The organism is Campylobacter sp. P0085, assembly GCF_002139495.1.
GTDB classification, from domain to species: domain Bacteria; phylum Campylobacterota; class Campylobacteria; order Campylobacterales; family Campylobacteraceae; genus Campylobacter; species Campylobacter devanensis.
Map to the genome: position 1 here is coordinate 156,069 of NZ_MJKB01000004.1, position 16,098 is coordinate 172,166.

Below are 16,098 nucleotides of genomic sequence, written 5' to 3' on the forward strand. Positions count from 1 at the left end.
AGAGAAAATGAACGGCTTTGTCCCACATATCCAAACCCTAAAATGCCCAAAATGTGGCAAGAAAAAGGTGATCACCGCTGGCTGTGTGATAAATTTTTATTCCTGCCCAAAATGCAATACAATAATGATCCCTTCTAGCGGAAATTTCATAGATAAACTCATAGGCAAACTCAAAGGCGGCCGATGAATTCCAATGGCTCAAATGGCGAAAATATGATCCGCAGACTCATGATAATGCTCAAAATGCTATATCTGGGTCAAGGGCTAAATCCTAGCGAGCTTTGTAGTGAGTTTAATCTTAGCTTGCGAACCTTACAAAGAGACATCGCACGCTTAAAAGAGTATTGCGCCGTAGATATACAAAAAGGCAAAGATGGAAAATACTATATCTCACGCACAGAATACGAAGATGGATTGCTAAGCTTTGGAGATATCAAAACCTTCGCCAAAAGAAGCGGTGTAGCCGATCTATACCCCAAGCTAGACACCCCAATGATAGCTGATATACTAAGCACCACAATCTCTAAAAGCCTTATCGTATCAAGCGAACCAAAGCAAGACTCCAAAGAGTTAAAAGATCTATTTGAACTCCTAAGCGATGCTATTTTAGAGCACTGCGTGATCAGCTTTTACTACAATGACTCACAGCGCACCATCAAACCCTATAAGCTCATAAATACAGCTGGCGTCTGGTATCTCCTAGGTGATGAAAAGGCCAAATTAAAGCACTTCACCCTATCTAAAATCAAAAGCTATAAGCCACTAGACCAGCACTTCACCCCATCAAATACATTTTTAAAGCGGATAGAATCTAATAATCTCAAATGGTTTAGCACTAGCCTAAAAAACGCTAAAATCCTAGTTTTGCCCAAGGCTAGGGAGTATTTTGAGCGTAAGCAAGTATTTAAAAGCTACAAATTAATCAAAGATGATGAAAACGGAATTTTGCTAGATGTAGAGTTTGCTTTTGATGATGAGCTATTAAACATTATAAAAGCTTGGATCCCATATATCAAAATCATAGAACCCCAAGAGCTAGATACAAAGCTAAAAGATATCTTAAAATCCTACATAAATGATGAACCAATAAACAATCTAGCTTAATCCGCCGCCATTTTTTGCGGCGAATTTTTAGCCATTACAATTGCGGCGAATTTTAATCAACCTCGCCGCAAGAAAGCCAAATTTAACCAAATATTGTATTTAAAATTGTAAAATAATACCCAAATTTCACTTCTAAGGATAAATATGTAAATCTTCTTTTTAAGTCGCTTTTTGCTTTGGCTGTGCTTAACTCCACTAATTAAGCTTTTTTAAGCTTCAATCAATCTTTGATAACTTGTTTTAATTCCCTTTTTATCATACTTTATTAGTTTTTTGATTATTTTTGATTTTGATTGCGGTATAATGATTTCCAATGAATTAGGTTAATTTTAGCGTAGTAAGGGTTTAAACTCAAAATATTGCTAAATATTTAGCAAAAGCTCTATATCGATAAAAGCGGGGAAACCCCGCAATGTTACCTAGCCTACTGTTTGATTTGTAATAAGCTAGTAAGCATCTGGTCGCTTGTGGTTATTGTTTTAGAGTTGGCTTGGTAGCCTCTTTGGACTACGATTAGCTGAGTTAGCGCCCTACTTAAATCCACATTACTCATCTCTAAAGCACTTGCTGTAATAGTCCCACGCCTGCTAGTTCCAGCTGCGCCAAAGATAGGATCGCCACTATTGGCAGTCTGGCTAAAGATATTTCCAGATCTACTCTCTAAGCCTTCGTTATTACTAAAGACTGCTAGGCTTACTTGTGCTAGTCCAAAGCTTCTACCATTGCTAAAGCTACCTATGATAGTACCAGCCTCATCGATTCTAGTACCTACTAGGTTACCAGCAGTATAGCCATCTTGGATTATATTATCAGTAGCGCTTGGGTTGTCGTTACTTCTTAGGCCATTAGAGTCACCGATTTTACCAAAGTTTAGCTCTATACCTTGTCCTGGTGCTGAGCCGTTATTTGCCGTAAATGATAAAGTAGTAGGTGTAAATCCTAGCAAGGTTCCATCATTATTAAATCTAGCTGAACCAGATACTACATTAGAAAATCCGCTACCATCAGTATTTAGTACACCTGGTTCTGGGACTTGGATTAGGACTGACCACTCGGTTCCATTTTCTGGACTGTAGCTTACCTTTCTCCACTCAAATTTAATCTCATGCTTCGACCCTAGGCTATCATATATCTCAGTGGTAGCTGCGTGGCTAGACATTGTTAGGTTGCTTGATACCTTTTCACCTGTACCTGTGGCTAGACTCCCACCAAGAGCCTTAAATACATCAGCTAGAGCTGAGTTTTCATTTACATTTTGAGCTGCATTACTATAGCCGCTTACTGCTATTTGCATAGCGTAGTCGTTGGTGTATGTGTCTGCATTTGCTGGTGTTTTCTTTTGACCATTGGTATCAGTGTAGGCATCTGCGCTATCTTTTACATCTGTGCCACCTTGTTGAGCTTGATTAACCGTAGTGTGTCCATCATTTTGGCCGTAGCTTGCATCACCAGCTGGATTTCTAAAGACAAATTGTCCTTTTTCATTTACAGTTACTTGCACACCATCATTTAAATTTATATCTCTATATGTGCCATTAGCATGAGAGCCATCTGCTTCTGGGGCAGGCAAATTATTTGCAGTATTGTTATTAAAGTTACCAATACCATCAGCATCTAGCGGAGAGTCCCACTCATCTTGAGCCATTTGCGCTAGCTTATCATCTGTTATTAGAGCTTTTAGGGCTTCTATTATATCATTTGCACTATTGTATTGATTACCAGCGTCAAGACCGATAGCGTCTATATCAGATATAATCTTACTTATAGATGCAACAGCTGATTCTGAAATTGGCTCAGATATTACGCCTTTACCTTTAAGGTTATTAAATATTGCTTGACCATCTGTTATACCGTCATTAAGTGCTGCTATAGCTGCTTCTAATTGTTGTTGATTATTTACAGGACCACCATTCCATCTATTTTCATTAATCCTAGCTATAACAGCATTTACAAAGTATGTAGCACCATTTACTGCATTTGAGACATTCTTACCAGCGTAGTTGACATACTCTCTAGCATCTGTTTGCATAGCACGCCTTAGATCCTCTGTAGTCTTTACCACTCTAGCAGCTCCGTCATTGTAGCTATGATCAGCAGTCTTTCCAGCGCCTGAAGAGTAGGTATACTTATAGGCTGTGATTACGCTAGTTGTCTGGATAGATGTGGTATCGCCTTCTAGTTTTTTAATCTTGATATTTTTAGTAGCATCGGTGGTGCCTTGGTTATTTGTATTTGTTAGCTGAATTCCTTTATCACCATTTAGCGTAGCTATAACTCCAGTTTGAGGCGTATAGTCATTTATCTTTTTGACTACTTCATCCATCTTAGTTAACTCAGTAGCTGGTATCTCTATACCGTTGATTGAGATATGTAGCTTATATTTGTTAGTGCCTTGCCCAGCATTATTTGGAAGTTCGCCAAATGTAGCCTTTGCATCAGCGTAGCTAACCCATATACCTTGGCCCTCTCTTAGGTTTAGCCCTTCACCTGAGCCGTTAAATACTACGCCTAGGTCTACGCCGGCTTCTTTTACTGCTACTTCTTTATTTGAGTTTATGTAGTAGGTGTTGTTGCTTAGGTCATTTGGATTCTTAGTTTCGCCATCTTCCCATAGACCATTACCATTAGCATCTAAAAAATCATTATAATGGTCTAGAGTATAGATAGGTGAGTTTTTAGCTCCGATGTTTGAGCCTGAGTTTAGATTGGCTATTATAGCTAGCTCACTAGTAGGATTAGCCTCCATAGCCATACCAGGTTCTATTATGATATTGCTTAATGGGCTAGTAGGATCGATGGTGCCGGTATCTTCGTTTCTCATCCAGCCTTGGACTACATAGCCGTTACGATCTACGAAATTACCTTGAGAGTCTAGGCTGAAGTCGCCATTTCTAGTATACATATAGGTCTTGCCACCATCAGCTGATACGACAAAAAACCCATCGCCTTGGATAGCCATATCGCTTTGTTTATCAGTAGTTTGGATTGTACCTTGTTTAAAGATTTTAGTAACTGTATTAACCGTGGAGCCTAGGCCAATTTGCATAGAGTTTTTACCACCTAGGTCGCCTTGTGGGGCGGTGGCTACCTTTTGAGTTTGGCTAAATAGATCAGCAAAACTCGCACGAGAGTATTTAAAGCCTACGGTATTTACATTGGCGATGTTGTTACCTTCGACATCCATCGCTACTTGGTGTGCCTGAAGACCAGTAACTCCAGACCATAATGCTCCCATCATAATTTATCCTTTGTGTTAGAATTTATTTTAATTTTGGCTTATTAAGCAAATAGCATTCCAAATTTTAATTTTTGAGGCATTTTGTGTAATGGCGTAAGATTGTTACGCCTATTTAATGATATGCCAAATTTAAATCATAAAAAAGATCTTAAAAAAATAGGATATAATTTTGCTGAGGGTTTGCCTTGTGGCATTACTAAATATAATAAAAAAGCAAATTTAAAACAAATTCCACAAAGCAAGGCTTTAGCCGTGGCTAGTTGCACCATAAAAATATAAAATCACCACAGCTTACTAGTATAATGCTTTTAATGGTGCTAGATTACTTCCAACCTAGTTCTTTATAGATTTTTTGTGCGTTTTCTAGCTCATTAGCAACTTTATTAAGCGATATGCTATCTTCTTTGAATTTGCCTAATGCTGCAATCTCTTTACTTGGTTTGGCATCTTTATTTACTGGGTATTCGTGGCTTGTAGATACTAAAATTTCTTGAGCCTCTTTGCTTAGCATAAATTCGATAAATTTAATTGCTGCGTCTTTGTTTTGGCTAGATTTTAAAAGGGCGATTCCACTGATATTAATATGCGTTCCACGGCCATCTTGATTAGGGAATATTACGCCTAGACTCTTGGCCGCTTCTTGATCGCTTTGATTTTTAGAATTTAGTAGCGTGATAATATAGTAGCTATTCATCACGCCTACTGCTCCAATTCCTTCATATACGCCACGAGCCTGTTCTCTATCACCGCCTTTTGGATCTCTAGCTAGGTTATTTAGAGTGCCTTTGGCCCACTCTTTGGCTTTATCTTCGCCATCATTTGCAATGATAGAAGCTAGTAAGGATCTATTAAATGAGACATTTGATGTTCGCATTAATAGCTTGCTTTTTAGCTCTGGCTTTGCTAAATCTTCGTAATTTTGGATTAGTTTTGGATCAATTGCCTTTTTGTCATAAACGATTACTCTAGCTCTTTTAGATAGCCCTATCCATTCATTATTTTCATCTTTTAAATTTGCTGGAACGATACTATCTATAATTTTAGATTTAGCTGGAGCAAGCTTGCCATCATTTTGTAATTTGGCAAATGTACTTACATCCATACCCATAAATAGATCAGCCTTAGAGTCTGGTGCGTTCATTTTAGCCATTTGCTCTTTATCTTTTATGATATTTATTTGAATTCCCGTTTGAAATTCAAACATATTAGCAAGTTTTGGATCTAGACCTTTGCCACTATATAAATTTATCTCATTAGCTAAAGCCATACAAGCAAAAGCCGCAGTTAAAAGTAATTTTTTCATCTATTTTTCCTTTTGTTGATTTGATTGTAAAATAGTAGCTAAGGAAGACTTATAATAATATTAATTATCAAAATTATGAGCAAAATTATAAATTCTTTTTTATTGATATAAAAAGTGATAATAGTTGTATTATGATTATTAGATTTAATAGAATGAAATTTGATTTATAAATATAAGAGGCGGAGCCTAAGCCCCGCCCTATCTAGCTTATAGATTAGTCAAGTACCTTATGATTATAAGGTTTATTGTTTTTATCCAGCTCTAAAAGCTTCGCATTTGGGCCATCATTGATATTATCATGTTCATAATATCTATCACCAGCTTTATGACCTTTAGCTGTGCTTTGGCGAGCGTCGTTTAGATCTACTTTGTAGCGAATTTCACCTGGATTTAACTTTTGGATATCTTCAAAACCTAAATTGCTAGTTTTAAAATCGCTAAATCCGTATTGTAGCGCTATTTCAGCTAGTTTAGTTTGACCCATTCTAGCCATTTCTAGCGCTTGAAGTAGCATTCTACTAGCTTCTCTTGGGCTGTGGAAACCAGTTGAGTTTTCAGCACCTACGAAGTCGCCTCTCATTTGGCCTTTTCTGTGTAGTTCTAAAACCTCTTTTAATACTGCAGAGATTTTTTTGTCATCTGCTTTTCCATCTGTTTGGAACTCAGGAAGCGCAGCTAATCTATCACGCATATTTTTGATATCGTTGATTAGGCTTACTGTAGCGTATTCTACTGATCTTAGGTCAAATGCGATCGATCTTTGGATATCTTGAATTTGCGCTTTTAAATACTCTTCGCTTTGAGTGTGGCAGCTTTTACAAGCAGCGTTAATATCTTTAAGCGGAGAAGTAACATTGTGATTTGTCACTTTGCTTGAGCCTTTTCTTACATATGGCATGTGACAATCAGCACAACTAACACCATTTGCTGCGTGAACTGAGCTTGAGTATAGCTCTGTTTCTGGGTGTTGGATTTTTAGCATTGGTGCTTTAGTAATTTTGTGAGCCCAATCTTGTGGGAATATAGAGCGAGTTACATTCTCGTCATAATACTCATCAAACATCTCAATTCTAAATGGTTTATTTTTGCCCCATTGTTTCCATGGGAATACTAGCTCGATACCAGCAACTTCAATTTCAGTAGCTTTGTTGCCATCTCTCCAGCTATCAAACTCATCATAAGTTTTTTGAGTGCCGTTCCACCATTTTTTATCTGTATCACTAGCGATTGATTCACCGATAGTTTTGACTTTTTCACCTGTTGGGCGGAAATAGTACTCAACATGGCATTGCGCACAAACTAAGCTTCTCATCTCACTTCTAGTAGCTTTCACACCTGTTACAGGATCTGGCTCATAGCCTCTCCATTTTGTTAAAGCGTTAATTAGAGCTGTACGAGTTACACGAAGTTCCATTGTATTTGGTACATGGCAATCAGCACAGGCAACACCCATTCTTTTACCACCATGAGGGCCGCTGTGTTCTGGGCTATTTTCTGTGATGCCTTCTAGAGCTGGTATATTTTTGACCATTGTCCAGTATTTAGCACTATTAAATGAAACCCATTTTTCACGAGGAGTATCACCCAAAGCAGCATTATTTTCTAGCCATTTTGTCCAACCACTATGGCAATTCATACAAGCAGCTGGCTGACCATTAAAAGCAGCAAAACCATGTGAATTTAAGAAATCTTTATTGTTTCTTGCTGTATCCATTTGATCTACTTGAATCCAGAAGTGGCCACGCTCTTCATTTGCGTCTATCGAAAATGGATATCCCGCCCATAAAATTGTAAGTTGCGGATATCTAATCAATTTAGAATAAGAGTGATTACCGCCAAATTCAGTCTCAAACGGTGCTTCGGTTTCGACTGTTTGATACATATCCATATGTTCAGGGAAATTTTTACCCCAGACATTAAAGCGTGGATCATCATCACTCATAGTCACCACATCTTTAGAGATTGCACCAGCCATATCAGGCTGAGCTTTTTTGCTTGAGATGTCTTTGTTAAATAAAACAAAGCCGATCAAAACAATAATGGCTAATATCGCCAAAAGAGCCTTTTTCATACTCTATATCCTTTCTGTGAAATTAAATTTACTTTGTTGCCAAAGTTCATAAATCAGCCTAAAATCCACGAGTGTGACCTACACTAGCGTGACATTTAACACAGCTTAGCTGCTCATTAGCATGATTTATCTTTGTTGTTGGATTTACCACTACTGATACCATTTGAGAGTGGCAGCGAACGCAGTTTGCTTGAACCATATTTTTACTCATTTTAGTTGCAGTGAAATTTTGCGGTAAATCATCTAGCTTAAAGGTAAATGCATAAGCGTGAGATACGCCACTTTGGGCTTTGGCTATCCATTTATCTACAAATTCATTAGGCAAATGGCAGTCATTACAGCTTGCTATTGGCTTGCCGTTTATCTCTCTTGAGTGGGCGCTTTTACGCCAACTAGCATATACATCATTCATTACATGGCAGTTATTACAAGCGGCACTATCATCGCTAAAATACGACATACCTTTAGCATTGTAAAAAGTATATCCAGCAGCTATGATAATGATGACTACAACAACTAAAAACCACATAAATGTAGAGTTTTTACTACTACTTTGCACTTTATCCTCCTTCCCCAAAAAGATAAAAATGTTAAATGAAATTGTAATGAAATTTAATTTGTTTGTCAATAAAAATAAACTTAAAGTCGATTTTACGATGGTTTGAAGGCTCAATATTTACATTTTTTCGTCTAAATTTAGTTTAATTTTAATTAATATATTTTTTATCTTATTTTATACAACGGCTTTGGTTTGCCACTTTTTGCTCTTCCAACGCCAAGAATTTGCAAATCCACGAAGCGCCTCATCAGCACAAAATCCAATCCAAACTCCCAAAATACCAAGCCCAAAATTAAAACATAAAATATATCCCACAGGCAACGAAACCCCAAACATAAACACCACTCCACTAAAAAAGCAAAATTTCGCATCGCCACTAGCACGAAGTGAATTTACCATTATAATATTAAATGTCCTTGCTACTTCAAGAAAAATTGATAGCGTAAATAGCGGTATCATCAGCTCTTTTAAGCTTGGATTTAAATTTAGTGCGTTCATTGTCTCATCTTGGGCTAAAAAGCTAGCAAATGCTACCAAAAATGACGCCAAAACGCTAACATACAAGGCTCGCCAAGTGTGTTTATATGCTATTTGTAGCTTTTTGGCACCGACTAATTTGCCAATTATAATCTCATTTGCCACACTGATTGCTTGACCTATCAACATTATAAATAGCGAAATTTGAAAATAGATAGTTTGGACGCTTAAATTCTCTTTGCCCAAACTAGCGACAAAACCAAATGCGATTGTGTATTGGACTATCCAAAGTAGATTCTCCCCAGCTGACCAGCCGCCGATTTTGATAATTTTGTTTATAACGGCTCTTTCAAGCTTGATAAATTCGCTAAATTTAGGTATAAATTTCAGTATATAAATGAGTATAAATATCAAAATAATTATAGCCACCACACGGCCGATTATAGTAGATAACCCCACACCAAAAAGCTCACTTTGAGTAAAATTCAATACATAATAATTGCCAATAAGTGTAACTCCATCCATCAAAATAGTAACAAACATAACGCTATAAGCTCTATTATAAACCCTAATTATCGACGCTAAAACTATCCCAACCGCATCAAAAAATAGGCAAATTCCAAGCATATATAGATAGATTGAGCTTTGAGCCATTAGCTCTTTTGGGACATTCATTAGCTCCAAAATCAACTCACCATGCCAAACTATCCCACAAGCACAAATTAAGCCTAAAATAGAGTTTAAAAATAGACTTTGATGGATGGCTTTGCGGGCTAAAATTTTATCTCTAGCGCCGATAGCTTGAGTTATAACCACCGAACAACCAATACTTAAAAAGGTAAAAATCGTGATAAAAATATCTAAAATTTGATTACCCGCACCCATAGCACCAACTAAGAAATTTGAGTGCGCTGCGACCATTAAGGTGTTGATAATAAGTGATAAATACCGCAAAAATAATTCAAAAAATATAGGCACGCTAAGGGCTTTTAAAGATAGTTGCTTAGAGGACATTTGACCGCCTAATTATAGGATTTTGAACCCATTATTTTATCAAATTTAATATAAAATATATTTTATTTATAACTTAAATTTATGATTATTTGATTGTAATATTAAATTTATTTTAGATATAATTCTGGCTCAAAATAACAGATATTTCCCAATCTTTACATAGCTTGGCACAGATACTAAAGATATCGATTATCAAAAAATCTATACAAAGTGGCTAGATGCTTGGATAGAAGATTACTAAATTAAAGGAGTTAAATGAAGCCAAAATACCATTTTTATAGCAACACACTATACGCATTAAGTGGCATAAAGGCAATGTGGCGTGGTGAGAAGTCATTTCGCATTGAGATATTTATAATTACTCCTTTATTTATAGCTATTTGGTTTTTGCCACTTAGTAGCATAGAGCAGATTATACTTGGAATGAGCTTGCTTTTTATCCTTGCGATGGAGTGCTTAAATAGCGCTATTGAGGCTTGTATAGATCTTGTTAGTCCTGATTTTCATCCACTAGCTAAGGTAGCCAAAGATTGTGGTAGTGCGGCTGTATTTATCTCTATTTGCACGGCTGTGCTAGCTTGGGGCGTGATACTTTTTGGGGCGGTGAGTAATGCTTAGAGATAGTGCCTATTGGGATGAGTTTTATAGCTTAGAACACGATGAAATTAAAGAGCCTAGCAAATTTGCTAAATTTATATTTAATAATTTTTTGCGCAATAAAAACAAAGCAAGCTTGATCGAATTTGGCTGTGGTAATGGTAGGGATTCTTTATACTTTAACGCTAAAGGTATTGATGTTGTAGCTATCGATGGTTCGCATATTGCTATTGAGAGTTTGCAAAAACAAAACCAAAAAGCTAGCTGGATTTGTGCTGATTTTACTGCGCCACTTAACCTAAAAGATAAATTTGATATATGCTATAGCCGTTTTACACTACATGCTATTGATGATATCGCTGAGCAAGGGCTGATAAAAAATGTCAAAAATTTACTTAAGTCTAGCGGTCTTTTTGTTGTAGAGGCTAGAAGTATAAATGATAGTAAATTTGGTATTGGCAAAGCCATTAGCAAGCGTGAGTTCATCAGCGATGGTCACTACCGACGATTTATAGACCAAGATATATTTAAAGCAAATTTAATCCAAAATGGCTTTAAAATTGTTGATATTGGTGAAAGTAGCGAGTTTGCTCCGACACCAGGGCAAAACTGTGTTTGTATTAGAGTCATTGCCACGCTATAAGTGCTTTTAATTCGTCCTTGGTTTTTAAATTTAATAGTCATTTGAGCTAAATCTTTTTGGCTCAAATGAGGCACTTTTTGATAGTATTGGTTTGATTGAATTTTTAGTAGAACCTGAGTATGCGCTTTATGATGAGTTAAGTCAAAATGAGTTGGCAAATACAAATTCTGGTTTTACTTCGCACGGAATTTTCTATCTTTATCCTATGATTGATATTTCTACTAGCACAGAGAGCTATCTAGCTAAGGCTCTACAAAAAACTAGATAAAGTCTCTATAGTTAAATTTAGTTTTGACTAAATTTAACTAAAATTATATAAATAGTAAATTTTAAAGTTAAAATTATTTTATTATATAGATGAAAATCAGCAAAAATAGATTGTAGCTTAATTAAGCACTCTTTAAGCGTGTTTAGAGATGAGTTATAAAACCAATGTTTGATATAAAAATATATTAATTCATTTTTTACAACATTTTTCTAAATTCCTTGACTTACACTTGGTGTAATGTTTTATAATTTTTGCTAAACTTTTAAAAAAAGGAAGCAAAATGAAAAAAATAATTCTAACTCTTGGCATTACCGCAGTGGCTTTTTCGCAAGATTTGCCATTTGAGCGTGGCGAGATAAATCCGTATAGCAAATATTTCACCGGCACTACTTATCTAAATACCTTTGATGATGCAGGGGGTGGCAGAAGTGCTAATGCTAGTTTAGTAACCTTCGAGCCTTGTTCTCGCACGCATTGGCATACACACGAAAAGGGCCAACTTCTAATCGTTCTAAGCGGTGAAGGTGTAGTGAAAATAGAGGGGCAAAAAGCCATAAAAGCTACGCCTGGCGCAATTATCAAAATAGATAGCGACGCTAAGCATTTTCACGCGGGTGGCAAAACCACGCAAATGGCACACATTTCAGTAATGGGTATGCCAAACAAAACTACTTGGCTAGAAAAAGTAAGCGACGAAGAGTATGAAAGTACTTTAAGAGAACTTCAATGAAAAAGATTTTAGCTGTTTTTGCGGTGTTTGGGGGTGTTTTGATGAGTGCAGATATAGAGGATACAACGCTTAAAGCGATATTTGAAAACTTTGAGAAAAGTAGTAAAAATGATACCATACAAGCCGGCCTAAGTCCTAGGCAAATTGAACTTAGCAACCTAGCTGTGATAATAGCATCGGGTTCAGTTAGACTATGGCAAGAAAGAGTAGAAAAAAGCGAGTTAAAGGCTGATGAGATAATGGAGCTTTTACGCCAAAGCACGGCGTATCTTGGTATGGCTAGGATTAGGGAATTTATCTTTGTTACAAGTGAAATTTATAAGCGTAAAGGGGTTAAAATCACAGATTTTGCCCTAGATAGTGATGAAAATAGACTTAAAAACGGGCAAAATTTACAAATAGAGCTTTTTGGCAGTGCTACTACGCAGAGTATGAGTGGCGACTACGCACAAATCGGCAGGTATTTAAGCCAAAATTGCTTTGGGGATTATTACACTAGAACTGAGATTTTAAGCCTAGACGAGCGTGAGATTATCACATTTTTCTTTTTGGCTGCGCAGGGCGATACCTCATCACAAATGAGAGCTCACGCAAAAGCTATTTTTCTTCAAGGCTTAAATAAAGAAAAATTAATCGCCCTAATCAACGCAAATATCGCTCTTATAGGCTATCCACGCTCACTAAATGCCACCACCGCTGTAATAGAGGCTAGCAAATAATGGCATACACAATCATAGAAGTCTCACAAAAAACAGGCGTAAGCCCACGTACTTTGCGTTATTGGTGTGATAATGGGCTTTTTCCTTTGATTGAGCATAGCCCTAGTGGTATTAGGTATTTTAGCAAGAGCGATATAGAGTGGGTAGAATGGGTTGTGCGTTTTCGTAAAATGGGTATGAGCGTTAAACGGCTTAGAGAGTATATAAATTTAGCTATCAAAGGCGATAGCACGCTAGAAATTCGCCTAGCGATGATAAAAGAAGAAAAAAGTAGAATTTTAAATGAGCTTGATGAGATAAAATCAGCACTTGATTGCGTGGATAAAAAAATCGAATTCTACGAAACTGCCATAAAAGCCAAAAGCGACCCACACGGCAAAGGGGGCAAAAAATGCGAGTGATTTTATCGCTTTTTTGGCTTTTTAGCTTTGTTTTAGGAGAGAAAATGGAGATTTTTGTTATTATAAATGAGCAAAAGTTAAAGGCTGTTTTGGCCGAAAATAGCCGGGCTTTGGCTCTATATAAAGAGCTAGAAAAAGGCGATATCATCATAAATGCTAGTGATTATGGTGGCTTTGAAAAAAGCGGCAAACTACCATCGCCGTTGCCACGAAATGATGAGCAAATCACAATGCAGCCTTGTGATATAATTCTTTATAGCGGTCAAACTTTCGTATTAGCCTACGATACGAACTCATGGCCCTTAACTCGCCTTGGCAAATTAGATGGCATAGGCAAAGATGAACTAAAAAAGCTACTAGGCACAAGCAGCGTGGAGATAAGGCTATCTTTAAAATGATATGAATTTTTTGGAATTCCAAAACTTCAAGGAATTCCAAAAATTTATCAAAAACTTATTTAATTCAACAAAATTTTACTAAATTTCTCAAAACCTCTTGACTTACACTTGGTGTAATGTTTTATAATTTTTCATATCTTTTTAAAGGGGTAAAAATGAGTGAAATCAAAAATAAAGATCGTAGAGATTTTCTAGCAAAAGCAGCCGTTGCTGGCGTAGCAATCGGTGCTGGTACAAATATTTTTGGCGCAGCAAACAAGCCAAATATCGCTTGTAAAGGTTGGGCGGCTTTTGATGAGAGTGGCGAGTTGAGGCCGTGGAGATTTGAGCGTAGAGCTGTTGGTGATGATGATATCTTAATAGAAGTGATGGCTACTAGTATCTGCCATAGTGATATACACACAGAGCTAGGACATTGGGGTAAGCAAATTTATCCACAAGTACCCGGTCATGAGATAGTAGGTCTCGTGCGTGAAGTGGGTAAAAATGTCAAAAACTTCAAAATCGGTGATAGAGCAGGTGTAGGCTGCATGGTGGATAACACTGATATCGCTACGGCTGGGCTTGAAGAGCAATATAGCAAAAATACGATTTTTACCTACGGGTATCCATATCCTAAAGAGCCAACTGGCATAAGTCAGGGCGGATATAGCGATTATTTTGTTGTAAATTCGCATTTTGCTATCCATATCCCAAATGAGCTTAGCTGGGATGAGGCCGCACCGCTAATGTGCGCTGGGATCACCACCTACTCACCTATAATGAAATATATGAAACAAGGCGACAATGTAGCGATCATCGGTATCGGCGGCCTAGGGCATCTTGGGATTAAAATCGCTATTGCCAAGGGTGCAAAAGTTACAGCCTTTACTACGACTGAGAGCAAAATCAAAGATATAGAGAGCTGGGGCGCAAAAGCCGTGCTAGTAAAAAGTAGCGATGATTTAACTCCGTTTAGGGCTAAATTTGATTTTGCGCTTAGCACTATTCCTTATGAATTTGAGATGGAGCCATATATTGCGATGGTTAAGCCTTTTGGTAGTTTCACTCTAGTTGGCATGCCTATAAATTTCAGCCAAAAAACCCAAACCTTAAATCTAGCTAGCACAAAAGTAAATTTAAATGCTAGTTTAATTGGCGGTATGAAAGAGACTGCGGAAATGGCTGAGTTTTGTGCTAAAGCTGGAGTTCGCCCAAATATAGTAAAAATCACTGGCGAACAGATAAATCAGGCTTGGCGTGATGTAGTAGCAAAAAGAGCTAGATATCGCTTCGTGATCGATCCAAAGAGCTTTTAAAGACTTAGAAAATGAGTAAAAAAGAACTTAATGCTAGACTTTTTGAACTTCTAAACTCTGGGGGCAAATTAAGCTCTAAAAGTGCTGAGTTTACTCTCATGTGCGAAATCAGCGCAAAAACTCGCAAACTCTGCGCTAAAATGAATAAAAAATGGCGCAGTGAAGAAAAAATAAGAGAATTTTTTGCCAAAATTACAAAAGAGCCTAAAAATGAAAGTTTGCGAGTGTTTTTGCCCTTTTATAGCGACTTTGGCAGAAATATTCACCTTGGCAAAAATGTATTTATAAATGGCGCTTGTCATTTCCAAGACCAAGGCGGAATTTATATAGGCGATAATACGCTAATAGGGCATGCTTGCGTGCTAGCTACGCTAAATCACGATTTGTTGCCAGAGCATAGGGGTGATTTACACATGGAGGCGATAAAAATCGGCGCAAATGTGTGGATAGGCTCAAATGCTACGATTTTAGGCGGCGTTAGCATAGGCGATGGTGCCGTGGTGGCTGCTGGGGCTGTGGTGAGCAAGGATGTGCCGCCTATGAGCATAGTAGCAGGCGTGCCAGCCAAACTCATAAAAACTATAAAGGAGCAAAAATGAAAGTATTAATGTTAGATGGTGGCAAAAATTTTGGTAGTAGCGGTGGCAGGCTAAGCACCCTGCTTTGTAATATAGCAGATGAGGAGCTAAAAGCCAAAGGACACGAGGTGCTACGCACAAGAATAGATGATGGCTATGATATAGAAACTGAGACAAAAAAGGTGCTGGGCGCGGATGCTATAATCTGGCAATATCCTGGCTGGTGGATGAGTGAGCCTTGGATAGTAAAAAAATACCTTGATGAAGTTTTCATGGCTGCAGCAGCAAGCCTGCTAAAAAGCGATGGCAGGCACGCAAGCGACCCTGAGCACGGATATGGCACAGGCGGGATAGCGGTGAATAAAAAATATATGATAAGCACCACTTGGAATGCGCCAATTACGGCCTTTAATGATAAAAATGAGTTTTTTGAAGGGCGTGGGTGCGATGGCGTAACCTTTGCTATGCATAAGGCAATGGAGTTTTGCGGCATGAAAGCGCTACCTAGTTTCATCTGTAATGATGTGGTAAAAAATCCAAAAGTGGATGAGTATGTAAATGCGTATAGAGCGCATATAAGAGCGAATTTTTAGTGAATTGATAGAGATTTTATAGATTAAATTTGCTAGGTTTAAAAAGGTTAGGGGGCTGAAATTTAAGGCTCTCTGGCTTAAAATTTTGTAATTTAAATTTTGCTTAA

The 16,098-nt window shown here is 37.4% G+C and carries 18 protein-coding genes; 13 read left to right on the plus strand and 5 right to left on the minus strand.

What is annotated here, in order from left to right; genetic code table 11:
• The first annotated feature begins 7 nt into the window (after positions 1-7).
• The gene (locus tag CIGNP85_RS05885; RefSeq protein ID WP_086224945.1) at positions 8-187 is read left to right on the plus strand and encodes a hypothetical protein; all 180 of its coding nucleotides are present in this window, start codon (positions 8-10) and stop codon (positions 185-187) included.
• Positions 184-1,104: a helix-turn-helix transcriptional regulator gene (locus CIGNP85_RS05890; RefSeq protein WP_086287403.1), complete on the plus strand. Its 921-nt coding sequence runs from the start codon at positions 184-186 to the stop codon at positions 1,102-1,104. Before CIGNP85_RS05885 ends, CIGNP85_RS05890 begins: the two co-directional genes overlap by 4 nt.
• A gap of 424 nt (positions 1,105-1,528) precedes the next feature.
• On the opposite strand, the gene CIGNP85_RS05895 is transcribed toward CIGNP85_RS05890, so the two are convergent.
• Positions 1,529-4,342, minus strand: a complete 2,814-nt coding sequence (locus tag CIGNP85_RS05895; RefSeq protein ID WP_179187385.1) for a flagellar hook-basal body complex protein — start codon at positions 4,340-4,342, stop codon at positions 1,529-1,531.
• A 99-nt stretch (positions 4,343-4,441) separates the two neighbouring features.
• Here CIGNP85_RS05895 and CIGNP85_RS05900 point away from each other — a divergent pair, with 99 nt between their 5' ends.
• Positions 4,442-4,621 (plus strand): hypothetical protein, encoded by a 180-nt coding sequence (locus CIGNP85_RS05900; RefSeq protein WP_086287406.1) that lies wholly within the window; start codon positions 4,442-4,444, stop codon positions 4,619-4,621.
• A gap of 43 nt (positions 4,622-4,664) precedes the next feature.
• On the opposite strand, the gene CIGNP85_RS05905 is transcribed toward CIGNP85_RS05900, so the two are convergent.
• The 4 genes from CIGNP85_RS05905 to CIGNP85_RS05920 form a co-directional block, all read right to left on the minus strand.
• Positions 4,665-5,645, minus strand: coding sequence for an extracellular solute-binding protein (locus tag CIGNP85_RS05905; RefSeq protein ID WP_086287408.1), 981 nt, complete (start codon positions 5,643-5,645; stop codon positions 4,665-4,667).
• 214 nt (positions 5,646-5,859) lie between these two features.
• Complete coding sequence (locus CIGNP85_RS05910; protein WP_086226062.1) at positions 5,860-7,716, minus strand: ammonia-forming cytochrome c nitrite reductase subunit c552; 1,857 nt, start codon at positions 7,714-7,716, stop codon at positions 5,860-5,862.
• Positions 7,717-7,774: 58 nt separating this feature from the next.
• Complete coding sequence (gene nrfH / locus CIGNP85_RS05915) at positions 7,775-8,245, minus strand: cytochrome c nitrite reductase small subunit (protein WP_086229944.1); 471 nt, start codon at positions 8,243-8,245, stop codon at positions 7,775-7,777.
• A gap of 204 nt (positions 8,246-8,449) precedes the next feature.
• Positions 8,450-9,766 carry an MATE family efflux transporter gene (locus tag CIGNP85_RS05920; protein WP_086287410.1) on the minus strand — a complete coding sequence of 439 codons (1,317 nt, stop codon included), beginning with the start codon at positions 9,764-9,766 and terminating at the stop codon, positions 8,450-8,452.
• A gap of 255 nt (positions 9,767-10,021) precedes the next feature.
• Between CIGNP85_RS05920 and CIGNP85_RS05925 the strand changes: the two genes are divergently transcribed.
• The 10 genes from CIGNP85_RS05925 (at position 10,022) to CIGNP85_RS05965 (ending at position 15,991) form a co-directional block, all read left to right on the plus strand.
• Complete coding sequence (locus tag CIGNP85_RS05925; RefSeq protein WP_086287413.1) at positions 10,022-10,384, plus strand: diacylglycerol kinase; 363 nt, start codon at positions 10,022-10,024, stop codon at positions 10,382-10,384.
• A complete protein-coding gene (locus CIGNP85_RS05930) occupies positions 10,377-11,006 on the plus strand; it encodes a class I SAM-dependent methyltransferase (protein WP_086287415.1) in 630 nt (209 codons plus the stop codon). Before CIGNP85_RS05925 ends, CIGNP85_RS05930 begins: the two co-directional genes overlap by 8 nt.
• A gap of 91 nt (positions 11,007-11,097) precedes the next feature.
• Complete coding sequence (locus tag CIGNP85_RS08380; RefSeq protein ID WP_179187386.1) at positions 11,098-11,274, plus strand: hypothetical protein; 177 nt, start codon at positions 11,098-11,100, stop codon at positions 11,272-11,274.
• 280 nt (positions 11,275-11,554) lie between these two features.
• Positions 11,555-12,004: a cupin domain-containing protein gene (locus CIGNP85_RS05935; RefSeq protein WP_086287417.1), complete on the plus strand. Its 450-nt coding sequence runs from the start codon at positions 11,555-11,557 to the stop codon at positions 12,002-12,004.
• Positions 12,001-12,723 (plus strand): carboxymuconolactone decarboxylase family protein, encoded by a 723-nt coding sequence (locus CIGNP85_RS05940; protein WP_086287419.1) that lies wholly within the window; start codon positions 12,001-12,003, stop codon positions 12,721-12,723. The genes CIGNP85_RS05935 and CIGNP85_RS05940 overlap by 4 nt, the downstream gene beginning before the upstream one ends.
• Positions 12,723-13,124, plus strand: a complete 402-nt coding sequence (locus CIGNP85_RS05945) for a MerR family transcriptional regulator (protein WP_086287421.1) — start codon at positions 12,723-12,725, stop codon at positions 13,122-13,124. The genes CIGNP85_RS05940 and CIGNP85_RS05945 overlap by 1 nt, the downstream gene beginning before the upstream one ends.
• Positions 13,115-13,522, plus strand: a complete 408-nt coding sequence (locus tag CIGNP85_RS05950) for a cyclophilin-like fold protein (protein WP_201790153.1) — start codon at positions 13,115-13,117, stop codon at positions 13,520-13,522. Before CIGNP85_RS05945 ends, CIGNP85_RS05950 begins: the two co-directional genes overlap by 10 nt.
• A gap of 155 nt (positions 13,523-13,677) precedes the next feature.
• On the plus strand, positions 13,678-14,820 hold the full coding sequence (locus CIGNP85_RS05955) for an NAD(P)-dependent alcohol dehydrogenase (RefSeq protein WP_086287423.1): 1,143 nt from the start codon (positions 13,678-13,680) through the stop codon (positions 14,818-14,820).
• 11 nt (positions 14,821-14,831) lie between these two features.
• Positions 14,832-15,419, plus strand: a complete 588-nt coding sequence (locus CIGNP85_RS08615; RefSeq protein ID WP_086235123.1) for a DapH/DapD/GlmU-related protein — start codon at positions 14,832-14,834, stop codon at positions 15,417-15,419.
• Entirely contained in the window at positions 15,416-15,991 is a 576-nt protein-coding gene (locus CIGNP85_RS05965) for an NAD(P)H-dependent oxidoreductase (protein WP_086287424.1), read from the plus strand. Before CIGNP85_RS08615 ends, CIGNP85_RS05965 begins: the two co-directional genes overlap by 4 nt.
• Positions 15,992-16,098 lie beyond the last annotated feature (107 nt).